The sequence below is a fragment of the Brevibacillus fluminis genome, assembly GCF_052072235.1.
GTDB classification, from domain to species: Bacteria; Bacillota; Bacilli; order Brevibacillales; family Brevibacillaceae; genus Brevibacillus_D; species Brevibacillus_D fluminis_A.
This window is the reverse complement of record NZ_CM125436.1, coordinates 1,507,501-1,522,818: the sequence shown is the minus strand read 5'-3', so window position 1 is coordinate 1,522,818 and position 15,318 is coordinate 1,507,501. Positions and strand designations below refer to the sequence as shown.

The 15,318-nt window shown below is 53.5% G+C and carries 14 protein-coding genes, 1 rRNA gene and 1 riboswitch (1 of these 16 only partly in view); of the genes, 6 read left to right on the top strand and 9 right to left on the bottom strand.

Going from position 1 to position 15,318, the window contains the following annotated elements:
* The first annotated feature begins 207 nt into the window (after nucleotides 1–207).
* The 3 genes from ACTID9_RS07790 to ACTID9_RS07780 are packed head-to-tail and all read left to right on the top strand — an operon-like array spanning nucleotide 208 to nucleotide 4,137.
* Nucleotides 208–1,356 (top strand): iron-containing alcohol dehydrogenase, encoded by a 1,149-nt coding sequence (locus ACTID9_RS07790; RefSeq protein WP_441070638.1) that lies wholly within the window; start codon nucleotides 208–210, stop codon nucleotides 1,354–1,356.
* Nucleotides 1,357–1,364: 8 nt separating this feature from the next.
* A complete protein-coding gene (locus ACTID9_RS07785) occupies nucleotides 1,365–2,645 on the top strand; it encodes a sensor histidine kinase (RefSeq protein ID WP_441070637.1) in 1,281 nt (426 codons plus the stop codon).
* Between the two features lie 13 nt (nucleotides 2,646–2,658).
* On the top strand, nucleotides 2,659–4,137 hold the full coding sequence (locus tag ACTID9_RS07780; RefSeq protein ID WP_441070636.1) for a sigma-54-dependent transcriptional regulator: 1,479 nt from the start codon (nucleotides 2,659–2,661) through the stop codon (nucleotides 4,135–4,137).
* A 187-nt stretch (nucleotides 4,138–4,324) separates the two neighbouring features.
* Here the strand turns inward: ACTID9_RS07780 and ACTID9_RS07775 are convergent, their stop codons facing one another.
* Nucleotides 4,325–5,572: an MFS transporter gene (locus ACTID9_RS07775; protein ID WP_441070634.1), complete on the bottom strand. Its 1,248-nt coding sequence runs from the start codon at nucleotides 5,570–5,572 to the stop codon at nucleotides 4,325–4,327.
* Nucleotides 5,573–5,599: 27 nt separating this feature from the next.
* A complete protein-coding gene (locus ACTID9_RS07770; protein ID WP_441070632.1) occupies nucleotides 5,600–6,052 on the bottom strand; it encodes a MarR family winged helix-turn-helix transcriptional regulator in 453 nt (150 codons plus the stop codon).
* A 213-nt stretch (nucleotides 6,053–6,265) separates the two neighbouring features.
* On the opposite strand from ACTID9_RS07770, the gene ACTID9_RS07765 reads away from it, so the two are divergent.
* Nucleotides 6,266–6,502: a hypothetical protein gene (locus tag ACTID9_RS07765; RefSeq protein ID WP_441070631.1), complete on the top strand. Its 237-nt coding sequence runs from the start codon at nucleotides 6,266–6,268 to the stop codon at nucleotides 6,500–6,502.
* Between the two features lie 218 nt (nucleotides 6,503–6,720).
* Here the strand turns inward: ACTID9_RS07765 and gucD are convergent, their stop codons facing one another.
* The 4 genes from gucD to ACTID9_RS07745 all read right to left on the bottom strand — a co-directional run bounded on the left by gucD (nucleotide 6,721) and on the right by ACTID9_RS07745 (nucleotide 11,212).
* Entirely contained in the window at nucleotides 6,721–8,187 is a 1,467-nt protein-coding gene (gene gucD / locus ACTID9_RS07760; protein ID WP_441070630.1) for an alpha-ketoglutaric semialdehyde dehydrogenase GucD, read from the bottom strand.
* Between the two features lie 15 nt (nucleotides 8,188–8,202).
* Complete coding sequence (gene lhgO, locus ACTID9_RS07755; RefSeq protein ID WP_441072489.1) at nucleotides 8,203–9,417, bottom strand: L-2-hydroxyglutarate oxidase; 1,215 nt, start codon at nucleotides 9,415–9,417, stop codon at nucleotides 8,203–8,205.
* Nucleotides 9,418–9,485: 68 nt separating this feature from the next.
* Complete coding sequence (gene glaH / locus ACTID9_RS07750; RefSeq protein WP_441070629.1) at nucleotides 9,486–10,421, bottom strand: glutarate dioxygenase GlaH; 936 nt, start codon at nucleotides 10,419–10,421, stop codon at nucleotides 9,486–9,488.
* A gap of 629 nt (nucleotides 10,422–11,050) precedes the next feature.
* Nucleotides 11,051–11,212, bottom strand: coding sequence for a hypothetical protein (locus ACTID9_RS07745; protein ID WP_441070627.1), 162 nt, complete (start codon nucleotides 11,210–11,212; stop codon nucleotides 11,051–11,053).
* Between the two features lie 335 nt (nucleotides 11,213–11,547).
* Nucleotides 11,548–11,716, top strand: a riboswitch (cyclic di-AMP (ydaO/yuaA leader).
* A gap of 7 nt (nucleotides 11,717–11,723) precedes the next feature.
* On the opposite strand from ACTID9_RS07745, the gene ACTID9_RS07740 reads away from it, so the two are divergent.
* Together ACTID9_RS07740 and rraA are read left to right on the top strand one after the other, a co-directional pair.
* Nucleotides 11,724–12,545 carry a CAP domain-containing protein gene (locus ACTID9_RS07740; protein ID WP_441070625.1) on the top strand — a complete coding sequence of 274 codons (822 nt, stop codon included), beginning with the start codon at nucleotides 11,724–11,726 and terminating at the stop codon, nucleotides 12,543–12,545.
* A gap of 148 nt (nucleotides 12,546–12,693) precedes the next feature.
* Entirely contained in the window at nucleotides 12,694–13,188 is a 495-nt protein-coding gene (rraA, locus tag ACTID9_RS07735) for a ribonuclease E activity regulator RraA (protein WP_441072487.1), read from the top strand.
* 47 nt (nucleotides 13,189–13,235) lie between these two features.
* On the opposite strand, the gene ACTID9_RS07730 is transcribed toward rraA, so the two are convergent.
* The 3 genes from ACTID9_RS07730 to ACTID9_RS07720 form a co-directional block, all read right to left on the bottom strand.
* Complete coding sequence (locus tag ACTID9_RS07730) at nucleotides 13,236–13,586, bottom strand: nucleoside triphosphate pyrophosphohydrolase (RefSeq protein ID WP_441072485.1); 351 nt, start codon at nucleotides 13,584–13,586, stop codon at nucleotides 13,236–13,238.
* A gap of 95 nt (nucleotides 13,587–13,681) precedes the next feature.
* On the bottom strand, nucleotides 13,682–14,272 hold the full coding sequence (locus tag ACTID9_RS07725; RefSeq protein ID WP_441070624.1) for a GNAT family N-acetyltransferase: 591 nt from the start codon (nucleotides 14,270–14,272) through the stop codon (nucleotides 13,682–13,684).
* Nucleotides 14,273–14,845: 573 nt separating this feature from the next.
* Nucleotides 14,846–15,318, bottom strand: a 23S ribosomal RNA gene (locus ACTID9_RS07720) (it continues 2,456 nt past the right edge of the window).

Genomic DNA, 15,318 nt, shown 5'->3' with positions numbered 1-15,318 from the left:
CACTTTGATTTTTTTGTCATGCTAACGCTTACATTCGCAATAACCGTGCCATCCTGGAATCGGCATGGTTGTCGTCGTTTCCTCTCGCAGCTGGCCGATTTTTCGGCCCGATGGGACATTTTTGCGGCGATGCGGCCGCTTTTTTGTCCTTTTGCCTCAAAACGCTTTCCTTTACAATGGGGGTACAAGGATAAGGGAGGGGCTCGGATGCAGATTTCCAAGTTTATGACACCCGAAATCATTTTCGGGGAGCAGTCGATCAGCCAGGTCGGCGAAAGCATGAGCAGGCTGGGCGCGAGCCGGGTTTTTCTCGTGAGCGACCCCGGTGTCGTCGGGTACGGTTGGGTCGAGCGCGTGATCGCACATTTGCGGGAAAGCGGCCTTGCGTATCAGCTGTGGACGAACGTGACGCCCAATCCGAAAGATTACGAGGTGCATGAAGGCGTTGCCCTTTATCGGGAATCCGAATGCGACGCAATCGTGGGAATCGGCGGCGGCAGCGCAATCGACGCGGCCAAAGCGATCGCGCTCTTGGGCAGCAACGGCGGCAGCATCCTCGATTATGAAGGAGTCGACCGCATCACCCGTCCGCTGCCGCCGATGGTGATGGTTCCGACGACGGCCGGCTCCGGCTCGGAAGTGTCCCAATTTTCGATCATCGTCGATACAGCCCGGAAGGTCAAAATGGCGATCATCTCCAAATCGCTCATTCCCGACATCGCCATTATCGATCCGCAGACGCTGATGACCAAAGACAGCCGCCTGACCGCCAATACCGGCGTCGATGCGCTGACCCACGCGATTGAATCGTACATCTCGCTTGCGGCCAACCCGCTTACGGAGATTTATTCCTTGCAGGCGATGCGGCTGATCGCCGCGAACCTGCGCCCATCCGTCGCCAGCCGCTATAACCCGGAGGCAAAAAAAGCAATGGCGATGGCCAGCTTGCAGGCCGGCATCGCTTTCTCCAACGCCATTTTGGGCGCGGTGCATGCGATGTCCCATCAGCTCGGCGGGCTGCTCGACACGCCCCATGGCGAGGTCAACGCCGTGCTGCTCCCGTATGTGCTGGACTACAACTATATTGCCGCACCCGAAAAATACCGGCAGATTGCCGAAGCGATGGGCGAAAACACGGCGGGACTCAGTCTGGCGGAATCGTCACGGCTCGCCCAGCGCGCCGTCACCCAGCTGCTGCGCGACCTCGATGTGCCTCTCACGCTCTCCGCGCTCGGTTCTTTTGAGGAGCATCTCGACATGCTGAGCGAAAACGCCGTGCGCGACGTCTGCATGGCGACCAATCCGCGGGATATGACGGCAGAGGATGTCAAAATGATTTTCCAAAAAGCGTTGTAGGGGGCACCATGAACACCAAACAGGAACTGCTCGAAAAGCTCACCGGCATTCAATCGTCACGACGCAGCTACTACAAGGAGCTGACGGTGGTCGTCGACGAGATGAAGCAGAAAAACAAGCAGCTCGAGGTCATCAACCATTTGACCAAAATCCAGATCAACGCCACCTGGCCGGACGTCAGCGAATCGATCGCCCGCCAGCTGACACAGCTGTTCTCTTTTGCGACTTTCATCCTCACCCTGCACGAGGGCGGAGTGCTGCGCTGCTACACCGCGAGCAAGCCGTCGAATCTACCCGATGGGAGCTGGGAATGCGGAAGCTTTATTTTGCCTTTGGAGAAGAATCTGGCATTAGAAGAAAATGATCTGGACAAGCGCTTCGCCGAACGTTTTCCCGATCATACAGCCAGCTCCGCCCTTTTGATCAGCCAGCGCAATCAGGCGCTCGGCTTCCTGACGCTTTTGCATGACAAAAAGCAGGGGCTGTCGCCGGAAAAGCGCCAGCTGTTCAGGCAAATCGCCGAGCATGCCGCTGTTTCCGTCGAAAATATGCTGCTTTACAATGATTTGCGCAAAAAAGTCAATCTGGAAGCACAGCTCGTCCAATCGGCCAAAATGGCGGCCTTGGGCGAAATGGCCGCAGGCGTCGCCCATGAGCTGAACAGCCCGCTCACCGCCATCCTCGGCAATATCCAGCTGTTGCAGCGGGAGCAGGAGCTTTCGGATTATCAGCAGATGATGCAGGACATCTACCAGTGCGGCGTCCGCTGCAAAAAAATCATTCAAAACCTGCTGATTTTTTCCCGCCAGGAAGAGTTTCATTTTGAGGACGTCCATATTAACGAGCTGGTCGAAGATGCGCTCGGCTTGATCGGCTACCAGCTCGCCGTCTCCGGGGTTGTCGTGCGCAAGGAGCTGTCGGACAAGCCGCTCTTTGTCAGGGCGAGCCGTCATCAGATCGAGCAAATCATCATCAACCTGCTGCTGAACGGCCGCGATGCGCTTCAGGATACGCCACAGCCGGAGCTTGCGGTCGAAACGTCGCTCGTGCAGGAGGATGGCCAGGACTGGGTCGGCCTGTCGGTCACGGACAACGGCACCGGGATCGATGCCGAGCTGCTCGATCAAATCTTCCAGCCGTTTTTTACGACCAAAGCGACCAGCAAAGGAACCGGACTCGGCCTATCGGTCAGCCTGGGCATTGCCGAGTCGCACGGCGGCAGCCTCCGCGTGGAAAGCATGGCGGGCTCGTTCAGCCGGTTCACACTGCTTTTGCCCATCCTAAGCTGAAAGGAGGATCATCATGAACAGCAAACAGGTGCTCATTGTGGATGATGAGGTAGAAGTGACATCGTTTTTTACCTATTTCCTGAAGCGCAAGCGCTGTCAGGTGACCACGGCCCATTCCGGAGCGGACGTCAAGCGGCTGATTGCCGAAGGCAGCTTCGCTTTTGATCTGGCTTTCGTCGATCTGAAGCTGCCGGACGCCAACGGATTGGATCTGCTGCAGGCGATCAAGCACGCTCGTCCCGAGTGCGACGTGATCATCATGACCGGCTACAGCACGATCAAAACAGCCGTCACCGCGATGCAGCGCGGCGCTCGCGACTATTTGGAAAAACCGTTCGACAATCTCGAAGCATTGGAGCGGATCGTGCTGCCGATCCTCGACGAGCCGACTGAGCCTGCCGATGATCTGTCCCAAATCGCCGCGCATTACGGCATTCTTTATGCGCCGAACAGCCCGATGGCGCGGTTCATGCCGCTTGCCGCCAAGCTAGCCAAAAAAGCGATCAACGTGCTGATCGAAGGGGAAACAGGCACCGGCAAGGAGCTTTTGGCCCGGTTCATCCACGGGGAGAGCGTGCGCAGCCAGCATCCGTTTGTCGGCCTCAACTGCGGGGCCCTGCCCCAGACCTTGCTGGAGAGCGAGCTATTTGGCCATGAAAAAGGCTCGTTTACCGGAGCGCTGAAGGAACGGCGCGGCTTTTTCGAGCTGGCGCATAACGGCACGCTGTTTCTCGATGAAATCGGCGAGGCTCCGCTGATGATTCAGGTCAAACTGCTGCGCGTCATGGAAACGGGTGAATTCAACCGCATCGGCGGCGAGGAAACGCGCAAAAGCAACATCCGCTTCATCTCCGCGACCAACCGGAATCTGGAGACGGAGGTGGAGCGCAAGCGGTTCCGTTCCGACCTTTTGTATCGGCTCGAAGGGGTCAAACTGACGCTTCCGCCGCTGCGTGAGCGTCCGGCGGATATTGCGGTAATCGTCGCGGATTACTTGGAGAAAAAGTTCGCAGGCGCCTGCCGGCTCGGAAGCGACGCACTCGCCTTGCTGCAGCGCTACGAATGGCCCGGCAACGTGCGCCAACTGCTGAACGTGATCAACCAGTCGGTCGCCATTCACGAATGTCCGGTGCTTGGCGCAGAGCATCTGCCCTCCTTCCTCCATAGCCATACGGCCGCTGCACTCGATTCGCGGGGCGTGCAGACAGCGTATCCGCCCCCTTCCCCCCCTGCCCCCGCGTCAGCACGCCAGCTCACCGACATCGTGGACCAGGAGGCCGAGCGATTCGCGCGCACGATCATCAATCATGTCGATCGCGTGGAAAATCTGCCGTTTGACGAGATCATGGCACGGGTCAAGCAGTTGGAGCGCGAGGTGGGGCGCGGCATCATCGAAAAAGGCTTGGCCGAGACAAGAGGCAATCGGGAGATTTTGAGCCGCAAATTAAATATCACCAAACGAACCATCCGCTACATATTGAACGAAAAATAAGCTACTATGCTCCCAAATCAACACGTTTGGCGAAATGCTGATCTTCTCCCTGTTCCATGAAGGGATGCACGCCGGCTATATTATGGCTTTGAAACGCGCGATCCAGGAACAAGCGAACTGGAGAATTTCATTGTTGAACGCAAAAAAACAGCCGCTCTTGTAAAACCAGGAGCGGCTGTTTGCTTACTCATTCGGGCGTAACTTCTTTTAATTTTGGCAAAGCGGCTTTCTTTTTGGCTTGCCCGACCACTTGCACGATCGTGTAAATCACGAGGAACAACACCATGACGCCCGATGCTGCGCGGTATGTCAGCGCATAGCTGGAGTGAGACGCAATGATCCCGAGCGCCATGGCCCCGATCGCAACGCCGAAATCAAGCGAGTTGAAATACATGCTGTTGGCGATCCCGTGCTGCTCGGGCGCAGAAACGCGCAGCATCCACGCCTGCAGTGTCGGCTGAATCGCGCCGAAGCCCAGTCCATACAGCAGAGCCGAAACAATCAGCATCGGCAGCGTCGTGGTAAACGACAGTACCAGCAGGCTGGCGACGACAAACACTGCGCTTGGAATGAGCACCGCGCCATGCCCTCTTTTATCAAAAATACGGCCGGAAATCGGTCGAACAATCAGAATCGTGATCACGTTAAACAAGAAGAACAGCCCGACATTGGCCAGGTGCACCTCTTTCCCAAACAGCGCCAAAAAGCTGAGCAGGCCGCCGTACGTGACGGAAAGCAAGAAATTGAGCAGCGCGGGAAACAGCAGCTTCGTATTGAAGCCGGGCTTTTTCTCCCCTGGCTTGCGGGCAGCCGGCTTTTTTTGCTCCGGCGGCAGCGAGCGCGTACTGATCAAAAGCGGAACGATCAGCGCGGCTGCGGCAGCACCGAGATAAGACAAAGGCGCAAACCCATAATTCGCCAGCATCGACAGTCCGATCATCGGGCCGAACGACATTGCCAGGCTCATCGACAGCCCGAAATATCCGATGCCCTCCCCGATCCGGCGCGCCGGGATGATCTGCGACACGATCGTCGGCATCAACGTACTCGCCATCCCGAACCCGATCCCGAAGCAGATCCGCAGGACAAGCACGCCCCCAATCGTCGTCGGATACGAATAAAAGGCGGTCGCAATCGCGGCGAACAGCAGGCCGCAAAACAAGAGCACGTTGCGGTGCACCTTGCGCATCAAGACTGCGGTGATGAAGCGGGTCACGATCGCCGCCAGCGCGAACATGCTGGTCACAAGGCTGACAATGAAGTCATCCGGATGAAACCGATCCTTCACATAGGTAGGAAAAGGCGATAACAGCATTTGCAAGCAAAGAAACAACAAAAAATTGCACAGTGTCAGCGTGATGAATGACTTGGTCCACAATCGCTGCGGTTTTTGCAGCGCATCCACATCGTATGCGTGTTCTGGTTGAGTAGGCATCGCTCTCACAACTCTCCTTATTCTTTCTTACGTCAAACGGTCGATATTTTCCCCTATTTGGCGCAGCAGCCGGTGCAACAGCTCCACATCGGCGGCGCTTATGCCGTGTGTCGCATCCGCGATCGTCTGCTTTTCAATCGGCACGATCTGCTCGATCAGCGCTCTCCCTTTTTCCGTGGAGAACACCAAAAAAGACCTTCGATCCTGCTCCCCGGCCTGCTTCACCACAAATCCTTTCGCCTCCAGCGCATCCAGAATGCGCGTGGTCGTCGGCCTGTCTTTGCCCGCACGCTCGGCGATCTCCTTCTGAATCATCCCTTCACGCTCCGACACCCGATACAAAACCGCCCATTGCTCCGGTGTAATATCGTGCTCCTTCAAGCGGTGCATCAAAAGGTTGGAGATTTTACGGTAAATGACGCCCATCAAAAAGCCTGTCGAATTATCCAAAATGCTGGTTTTCGGCGTTGTGTCAGTCAAGGTTTTTCCTCCATCCGCTCTTTTAGTTGCTTATGCAATTATATTTTAGACAACTAAAATTGTCAACAAACGCAAAAACCAGCCCGTCTATCCGGCTGGTTGGCTACATGATCATGGCTTGTTTCGTTACCCTCGCAAATCCCGCGGCTGGATAAATTTGAAACCAAACGGACAAACTGAGATGACGATTCGTTTGAGGGAGTGAATTCCATCATGATTCCACAAGACATCAAGCAGACGCTGCATGATCTGCGGGTAATCGGAGGCGGGCACGAAGTGTACGAATCAGGGAACGACCAGGAGATGCTGCACAATTTTATGGCTGCCAAAGGGATCGCGTTTACCGACTCGGCTGAGACAGACTGGCAAGCGATCCGCCACATGCTGGATCAGGAAAAAATGAAGATGAAAAAAGAGATGGATGATTATTACCGGGCGTTCATGTGGTGAAGTGCCGTGTGAAAACCGAAAGTAAGGCAGCCGCTGTGTTCCGTCGGCTGCCTTTTTCCTGTTCCTCATCTTTCGGTAGGAGTGGCGGTATGCTCCACAATCGCCGTAACCCTCCGTTCTCGTTCAAATTTCCATATTTTACAACCAAATCCCCTTATCGTCCAGTTCATTTTCACACACTGAGCGGTAAGGGGATTTTTCTTTCTAAAAAGTCTGTTTTACGCTTTGATCGTAATCGTTTTGACTGCCGTGAAAAATTCCATCGCAGCTCTGCCTTGTTCGCGCGAGTGGGAGCTGGACTCCTTCATTCCGCCGAATGGCGCTTGCAGCTCAACACCGGAGCTTTCGCCATTGATGCGGATCATGCCCGCCTCCATCTCGTGAATGTAGGTCATTACCTCATCGAGGCGATTGGTAAAGATGGATGCGGATAAGCCGTAGCGGGCATCATTGGCAATCACCAGCGCCTGCTCCAGCGAGTCGGCTTTAAGGAGTGCCAGCACGGGCCCGAAAATCTCCTCCTGGGCAATATACATGGACGGGTCGACATTTTCGAATAAGGTTGGCTCGACATAGAAGCCGTGCGCATATTCGCCTTCGGTCAGCTGCTTGCCGCCCAATACCAGCGTCGCACCTTCGCTGACGCCTTTTTCGATCGCGGCCAAAACGCCTCTCAACTGATTTTCGGACGCGACAGGTCCCATGTACGTGTCTTTGTCAAGGCCATTGCCCGTTTTGATCTGCTTCATTTTCTCGATGACTTTTGCCCGGAACTCGTCGTACACATCTTTTACGACAATCGCCCGGCTTGTCGCGGTGCATTTTTGTCCCGATGATTTCATGCTGCCGGATACCGTCAGCTCGGCAGCCAGCTCCAAATCGGCATGCTTGGTGACGATCACCGGGTTTTTGCCGCCCATTTCCAGCTGATACTTCGCGCCGCGGGCCAGCGCCTTCATGGCGATCTGTTTCCCGACTTCGTTGGAACCGGTGAAGCTGATCGCTTTCACATCAGGATGCTCGCACAAAATAGTGCCGATCAGCGAGCCGGAACCGCTGACCAGATTGACCACCCCAGGCGGGATGCCCGCTTCCAGGAAGCATTGCACCAGCTTGACGGCGGTTACGGTCGTTTCCAGCGCCGCTTTCATCACGACGGTGTTGCCGTAGATCAATGCCGGCGCCATTTTCCAGATCGGGATGGCGACAGGAAAATTCCACGGGTTGATCAATCCGACGACGCCGAGCGGCACGCGGCTTGTAAACAAGAGCGCATCCGCGTCGGCGGACGGAATCACTTCTCCGTTTGCCCGCTGTCCTTCGCCCGCATAGTAGCGCAAAATCGCTACGCCGCGTGCCGTTTCACCGATGGCTTCCGCCAGCGTTTTGCCCATCTCGCGCGTCATCGTCTCCGCGATTTCCGCTGTGCGGCGCTCCATAATATCCGCCGTTTTGCGCAAATACTCGCCGCGCGCAGTCCCCGAGAGCTTGCGCCACGAAGCGAATGCTTGCTTGGCTGACTGAACCGCTGCCTCTACCTCGCCTGCCACCGACATTTGCACATAGCCGACGATGTCGCGGGTATCGGCCGGATTGATGCTTGGATGCACCTTGCCTGATGTTGATTCTACCCAGCGACCGTTGATCAAATTTTTATAGACAACCGTGCCCGTTTGCAACGTCACTTCTTTCACCCCTACCTAGGAAATGGCTTGCGGTTTTGCTACTTGCGGTTCTGGTATTTGCTCGGCAATCGCTTTCCCGATCTCGATCGATGCGGTCGCAGCCGGCGATGGCGCATTGCAGACATGGATGCTGCTCGCGCCGCGAATGATATGGAAATCATCGACAAGGCTGCCGTCCGGCTTCAGCGCTTGTGCGCGTACGCCCGCCGGCGCCGGCTCCAGGTCCTCGCTTCTGATTTCCGGGATCAGCTCTTGCAAGCTTTTGACAAAAGCGGCCTTGCTGAAGGAACGGATGTACTCCTCCATCCCTTCCTTCCAAAATTTCCCTGCCAACTTCCAGAAACCGGGAAATGCCATGACTTCAGCCAAATCCTTCAGGTCGATGTCGGTTTTTTTGTATCCTTCGCGCTTGAGGCTCAAGACCGCGTTCGGCCCCGCCTCAACGTGACCGCCGATCATGCGTGTATAGTGCACGCCCAAAAACGGGAACGCCGGGTTCGGCACCGGATAGATCAGATGCTTGACCAAATAGCGTTTTTCCGGTTTCAATTCGTAATACTCGCCGCGGAACGGGACGATTTGCAGATCCGCTTTTGCCCCGCCCAGCTTGGCGATACGGTCGCTGTGCAGCCCTGCGCAGTTGATGAGAAAGCGCGTATGGAACGTCCCGCGGGTCGTCTCCAGCTCCACTTCTCCCCGCTTCTCCCGAATGTCCACGACTTTGGTGGAAAGCCGCAGGTCGCCGCCTTGCCGCCCGATGATCGCCGCGAACGTTTCGCACACCTGCTTGTAGTTGACGATGCCGGCCATCGGCACGCGAATGGCACCCAGCCCGTTGACGTGCGGCTCGATTTCCTTCAGCTCTTCGGCACTGATCTTCTGGATGGCGAGCCCGTTGGCCAGACCGCGCTCATACAGATTGTCCATGAGCGGAAGCTCCGCCTGCTTCGTCGCGACGATGACCTTTCCGCAAATATCGTGTTCGATATTGTTCTCCTGGCAAAACTGCACCATGGAATTGCTGCCTGCCCGGGCGAATTTGGCCTTGAAGCTGCCCGGTTTGTAATAAATGCCGGAGTGAATCACACCGCTGTTATGGCCGGTCTGATGCTTCGCCCAGCCATCTTCCTTTTCCACTACCAGAATGCGCGCATGGGGATATCGCCGCCCCAGCTCCATCGCTGTCGAGAGGCCAACAATCCCTCCTCCCACAATCGCGAAATCATACATACATCTCACCCGCCCTTCCCCCTGCTCCAGCGGCAGGGGGGTTTGTCTCGCTCAGAAGTGATTTCACCTTACTTGGCAAACTCGCCGCGCTGTCTCAGCAGCTCGCGGAACAAGTCTGGATTTTTCTCAAATGCTGCGCGTCCGTGCAGCCAGAATGTATTGTTCAGCATCACCAGATCGCCGATTGGCAGCTTCAATGCGATGGTGCTTTCGCTGTTTTCCATCGAATCGGACAGTTCTTTCAAGTATACCGCTTGCTCGACGTTTTCCGGATACGCAAATTGGTCGATGAAGCAGATGCACGTAGCGTTGTTTTGTTGGAAGAATGTCGGGCGATGCACCACTTGCTCGACGTTTTTGCTGGCTGGCGCACGGTAGGTGAACTTGTGCGACGCGAGCGGATGCTTGCTGAATTTCTCCAGCTCCTCCCAATCGTCCAGGTGCAGCAGACGAGATTCGCCACCGACTGCATTGACTTCTTGCATCTTCATCATGAGCAGCCAGTCTGTCGGCTCATCGACGAACGTTCCATCCGTATGCAGCGTGAACAGGCGGTACGCCTGGCGGAGGTACGAATCGCTGTTATCCGTATCTTTTACCGTGAAGCGTGCAAAATAGGTGCCTGTCATCGCATCGAAGTTCGGGCTGCCGACAAGATGCGAGATCGCGGTCGAGAACAGAACGAAGTCTTCCGTGTCAGTCGTTTGTCCCTGGACACCGATGGTGAAACCACCTGTTTCGCGCTCCTGCAAAATTCCGCGCAGCGTGTCCTGGAACGATTGCCCCAACAATTCGCGCAATTTGCCTGCCACCACATAGCGCATGAATGGCACATAGATCAAGCGCTGCGAATCTACATCCGGGAATGCGGCGATCAAATCGCGGATCACGTCGTTCGCAAGCTCGATATGATACATGCGGCTGTGCTGCGGATGCGGTTTTACCTCGAATTTTTCCTGCTTTTGCACATACTTCTTGGCATTGGTTTCTTTTACGATGGTCATTGTTTTTTCCCTCCGATTAGATAAATGATTGATCTCTTTTCCCCGAATCAAGTAAAAAAGCCAGCCGAATCATCAAGGCGCATGCCTAAACGATCGGACTGGCTTGTATCTACTTACCCGCTCCGATTCCTCGGAGTCGCATAGATTTTGCAGTCAATGTTTTACTTGTCGAGTTCAAGAACAATTCACTGATCTTGAAAGAGGCAATCTTTCTAGGAGTGAATTTGGATTGTAAGCAAAATACTAAACGTTTTGATCCTTGCTGTCAATAGGTCGTTTCCTTACTTTTCATTCTATTTGCACATCTGTTTCGATTTGTTTGCGATTCAGTAGAAAAATAGACGTCCGCATACAAGCATCCGTCCATTCGCATGGCGATTCTGTGCATATACATATTGTACATTCTACCTATGGGAGTGGTTACCTTTGAGAAATAAGAAGAATAACGATCTCATAAACGTAAAGGGGCGGTTGGTCTCTTCATGCGCCCGGGAAAGCAGCTCCTCCTCCAGCGAAGAATGCTGCCGCCCCCGGAGACGCAGGAGATGCTGCCCGAAACAGAAATGCGCCCGGCCATTGCGCCAGCCATGCATCCCTCCACAACAGCAGCTGCCGTCCAACATTTATCCTTATCCGCTGCCGATTCCAGTTCCCACGCCGCAGCGGCCGATCGTCAGCCCGTTTACCCAAGGGCCAGCACAGCCATGCCAACCACAGCGCCCGATCGTGAGCCCGTTCACGCAAGCGCCAGCCCGGCCGTGCCCGCCAAAACCGATCGTCAGTCCATTCAACCGTCCACCCGTTCCACCACCGATTGTCAGCCCGTTTAATCAAGCCCCTTCCAACGTTTGCGACGCTTGCTGCGCCACCTGCTTCCGTTGCGCCACCACCGGTAACCGCAGATCGTGCAATTATTGCAGACGCCACTGCTGCGGCCATTAACGTTTTGGCTTTTTGGCAGCAGCGTAATGCTGGCTGTGCGAGATTCTCCTAGATACACCCAATCCTTTGGCCTTGCTCGAAGCACTCGTGTTTCGGGCAATTACATAGAAGAAAGCCGCAAAAATTGGGAAATCATTGCAATGAACCCATATTTTTTTCCTTTTCAACCGCCCCGTCATTCGATATGCTATTTGGGCCGAAACCTCCTCGCAAGCTGGAGGTGCGGGGGACGCTTTATTACGGCCAAAAGCGCTATGCGCCCGGCTGTTGGGGTGAATCGCTAGTAAAACGCGTAGGTTGAATCCTTAATCCGAACCCGACAACTAACCTCGTAGGATCATACAAAAGGAGCTGATTGATTTGAAGAAAATCTTCACAAAATCGTTGTTCGCTTTAGCCATGGGAATTGGCGTCACCAGCTTGTCCACTTCCGCATTCGCGGCAACGGCTGCGCCTGTTTCTGTACAAGCCCAAGCGCATGCCAACCAGTTGTTCACGTTTGCACAAGGAACGTTTGGTTACCAATCTCCGGCCGCATACTCTGGCGTGTATGTTTATGTGCCGGGTCAAAACGGACCAATCTCTTGGGCGGATTTTGAAAAAATGGTGAATTCGAATCAATTCAATTTCCAGAAATTTCAATATCCAACACAAGGCATGGTGCCGGCCAAGCAGCCAGTCCCTTACCAGCCGACTGCTCCGGCGAAAAAGCCTGTGAATCCGCCTGGCACAAAGCCAGCGAACAACCCAAGCCAAGGTCAAGCGACCAGCCCAAGCAACAACCAGAATCAGACGCAGCAAAACCAAACCAGCGCTTCTGCGTACGCGAACCAAGTGCTGACACTGGTTAACCAGGAGCGTGCAAAAGCGGGCCTCAAAGCGCTGACGTTCGACGCCAAGCTTTCGACCGTCGCGTTGGACAAAGCGAAAGATATGGCGAACAACCATTATTTTGACCATACGAGCCCAACCTATGGCTCTCCATTCGACATGATGCAGCAGTACGGCATTCAATTCCGCACAGCCGGCGAAAACATCGCCATGGGACAAAGAAGCCCACAGGAAGTCATGACGCAATGGATGAACAGCCAAGGACACCGTGAAAATATTTTGAATGCCAGCTATACGAAAATCGGCATCGGCTATTACAACGGCTACTGGGTGCAAGAGTTCATCGGATAACCGTACAAGATCAGATCATACGGCTGTCAGCTTTGCTGGCGGCCGTTTCTTCGTGTATGTTGGCAGAAAGGCTGGTCAGTTGTATCTGCTTCATAGTAAAATACGATTCAACTTCAGCAGAACCGTCAGCATCAGCGATTTTTTCGTTATGAAGGGGGAAACGCTTTTGAAAACCGCAGACTTATGTGATAAGCATTCGGAACATTTGCACATTTGCACCACTACGTTTCGCTCGTTTGGCAGTATTCCCGCCTTTTATGGACCGATTCGGACCGTCAAGGTAAAAGACGACAATGTGCTTGTCCTGCAGGCGCTGGAGGACATCCCTGCCGGCAGCGTGCTCGTCGTGGATGGCGAAGGGTCCCGGCAATGCGCCCTTCTCGGCGACCGGCTCGCAGGCATTGCGGCAGACCGCAAGCTGGCAGGCGTGATCATCCATGGCTGCGTTCGTGACGCGGCGCAGCTCGCCCAGACCAACGTGGGAATCTTTGCGCTCGGCACCATGCCGAAAAAAAGCGCCAAGAACGGCTTGGGCGAACGAGATGTGCCGCTCTCATTCGGCGGCATCACGTGGACACCCGGACACTTTGCTTATGCGGACGAAGATGGCATCGTCGTCTCGGAGACAGCCCTGTCGCTGTAAAGAAACACGGCAAGCGCGGGCCGCACCATGCCTTCGCTTGCCGTGATTTATCCGTTCCGCTGTTTTCCCCTCTCCACCACTTTGAGCAGGAGCAGCTTTTCAGCGAATGTGCCGTTCGTTTCGGCTTTCCTCTGGCGCAGCTCCTCAAGCTTGCCGCGCGAGGCACCGTGGCCGTTTGCCAGCGCATAGATCACTTCCAGCATATCTGCCAGCTCTTCCAACCGTTCCGCATCATGGCTTGCTGCCAAATACTCCTGCCACTCCTCCTGCAATTTTTTGCGTAATTCGCGATGGTAGGCAGCATCGTCCAACATTTTGATCGAGCAGGTTTTCCCATTCTCCTCGATGATCTGTGGAATCCGGTCTCGGACCAGTTTATTGTATACATGGGTTGTCATCTCTTGAAAGCGGCCGGTAATCTCCTCCCGCAGGCTGTCGAGGTCAAACGGCTTCCGATAGATCGTGCTCACGCCCAGCTGCCTTTAGCCGATTATCAAAACAGTTTATGCAGCTTGTCGTTCAACATATTGTGTAATATTGGAAACGCTTGTTCATAATCATTTTGATAAACAGAAAATGTCTCACTGGCTTCAATATTAAACCCACTTTTCAAATACAGTGAAATTGCCTTGTAGCTCCATGTTTGAGTATGTAAATAGATATCTTTATCACCGTCGAGATCTTGTAGGTTTCGTATGCATTTAGCCACTAGGGCTTTCCCAATTCCCATACCCTGATATTCCTGCTGGACTGCAAACCAATGAATTGACAAATCTCGTCTTTCTGCGGTGTAATTCCACCAGCCAGTTATCGTCCCGATTGGTTTTCCTTCTGAATTTAGAACAAATAATAGTCTTTTCTTTAGTTCTTCAAAATGTTGTAAATATTCATTTTTAAAGTAGTTGAGGCTTTCTTCAACACTATCAAACTCACCTACCGAAGCTTCTATTTCAGCCCAATCTACTTCCTTACCAGATTTATATCTACAAAATGAGAAGCCCTGGGGTAATTCATGATGAACCAAAGGAGTTCCCGCTACTCTTTTCATAATGACATTATAATAAGGAATCGATTTATCTAACATAAACATCCCCCCACCTGATGGGCCTCTGTTACTTATTTCGATTTTACATTGATTGTCTTCTCAAAGCTTAGTTTGAATCAAATTGAGCAAATGTAATAGAAAATCATGATAATAATTTTCAAAAAACCCTTTCAGATCATAACATTAAACTTTACGCTACATTTGTTAAGTGCATATGGTAGCATACTCGCGATGGTGGAATTCACGATATTCTTGCATTTCTTAATGAAAAAATGTTACTAGATGAGCTCCGTAATGTAAAAGGCAAAGAAAAAAGATTCATAAAAGGTTTTGGTAGAAATCTGTTTTATGAAGTTCGTGTATCGTTCTACTGGAGAAACTTGCTTAGCGGCATTTCCTTTCTACCTTCTGGGACTATCCTGCCCGCTAGCTTAAACGTGGCCACCAATCTATTACCACTTCACTATCTTTGTACAATCGATTCCATTCTTCAAGATTTCATTCTGCCGTTCGTTACAGCCGCTTTTTGACATACAAAAAAACCATCTTCATCAAGATGGCTTCCGGTTGTACCTTCAAAACTGGATACGCAAGTCATTGCTATGGATTGTTGTGGATAAGCCCTCGACCGATTAGTATTCGTCAGCTCCATGCGTTACCGCACTTCCACACCGAACCTATCAACCTCATCGTCTATGAGGGGTCTTACCAGATTGACTCTGTGGGAAATCTCATCTCAAGGGGGGCTTCACGCTTAGATGCTTTCAGCGCTTATCCCGTCCATACATAGCTACCCAGCTGTGCTCCTGGCGGAACAACTGGTGCACCAGCGGTATGTCCACCCCGGTCCTCTCGTACTAAGGGCAGCTCCTTTCAAATTTCCTACGCCCGCGACAGATAGGGACCGAACTGTCTCACGACGTTCTGAACCCAGCTCGCGTACCGCTTTAATGGGCGAACAGCCCAACCCTTGGGACCTACTTCAGCCCCAGGATGCGATGAGCCGACATCGAGGTGCCAAACCTCCCCGTCGATGTGGACTCTTGGGGGAGATAAGCCTGTTATCCCCAGGGTAGCTTTTATCC

Excerpts from the sequence above, each read along its gene's own strand:
- ACTID9_RS07790 (WP_441070638.1), top strand. The coding sequence starts at position 208 with ATGCAGATTTCCAAGTTTATGACACCCGAAATCATTTTCGGGGAGCAG.
- ACTID9_RS07785 (WP_441070637.1), top strand. The coding sequence starts at position 1,365 with ATGAACACCAAACAGGAACTGCTCGAAAAGCTCACCGGCATTCAATCG.
- ACTID9_RS07780 (WP_441070636.1), top strand. The coding sequence starts at position 2,659 with ATGAACAGCAAACAGGTGCTCATTGTGGATGATGAGGTAGAAGTGACA.
- ACTID9_RS07775 (WP_441070634.1), bottom strand. The coding sequence starts at position 5,572 with ATGCCTACTCAACCAGAACACGCATACGATGTGGATGCGCTGCAAAAA.
- ACTID9_RS07765 (WP_441070631.1), top strand. The coding sequence starts at position 6,266 with ATGATTCCACAAGACATCAAGCAGACGCTGCATGATCTGCGGGTAATC.
- lhgO (WP_441072489.1), bottom strand. The coding sequence starts at position 9,417 with ATGTATGATTTCGCGATTGTGGGAGGAGGGATTGTTGGCCTCTCGACA.
- glaH (WP_441070629.1), bottom strand. The coding sequence starts at position 10,421 with ATGACCATCGTAAAAGAAACCAATGCCAAGAAGTATGTGCAAAAGCAG.
- rraA (WP_441072487.1), top strand. The coding sequence starts at position 12,694 with ATGAAGGGGGAAACGCTTTTGAAAACCGCAGACTTATGTGATAAGCAT.
- ACTID9_RS07730 (WP_441072485.1), bottom strand. The coding sequence starts at position 13,586 with ATGACAACCCATGTATACAATAAACTGGTCCGAGACCGGATTCCACAG.
- ACTID9_RS07725 (WP_441070624.1), bottom strand. The coding sequence starts at position 14,272 with ATGTTAGATAAATCGATTCCTTATTATAATGTCATTATGAAAAGAGTA.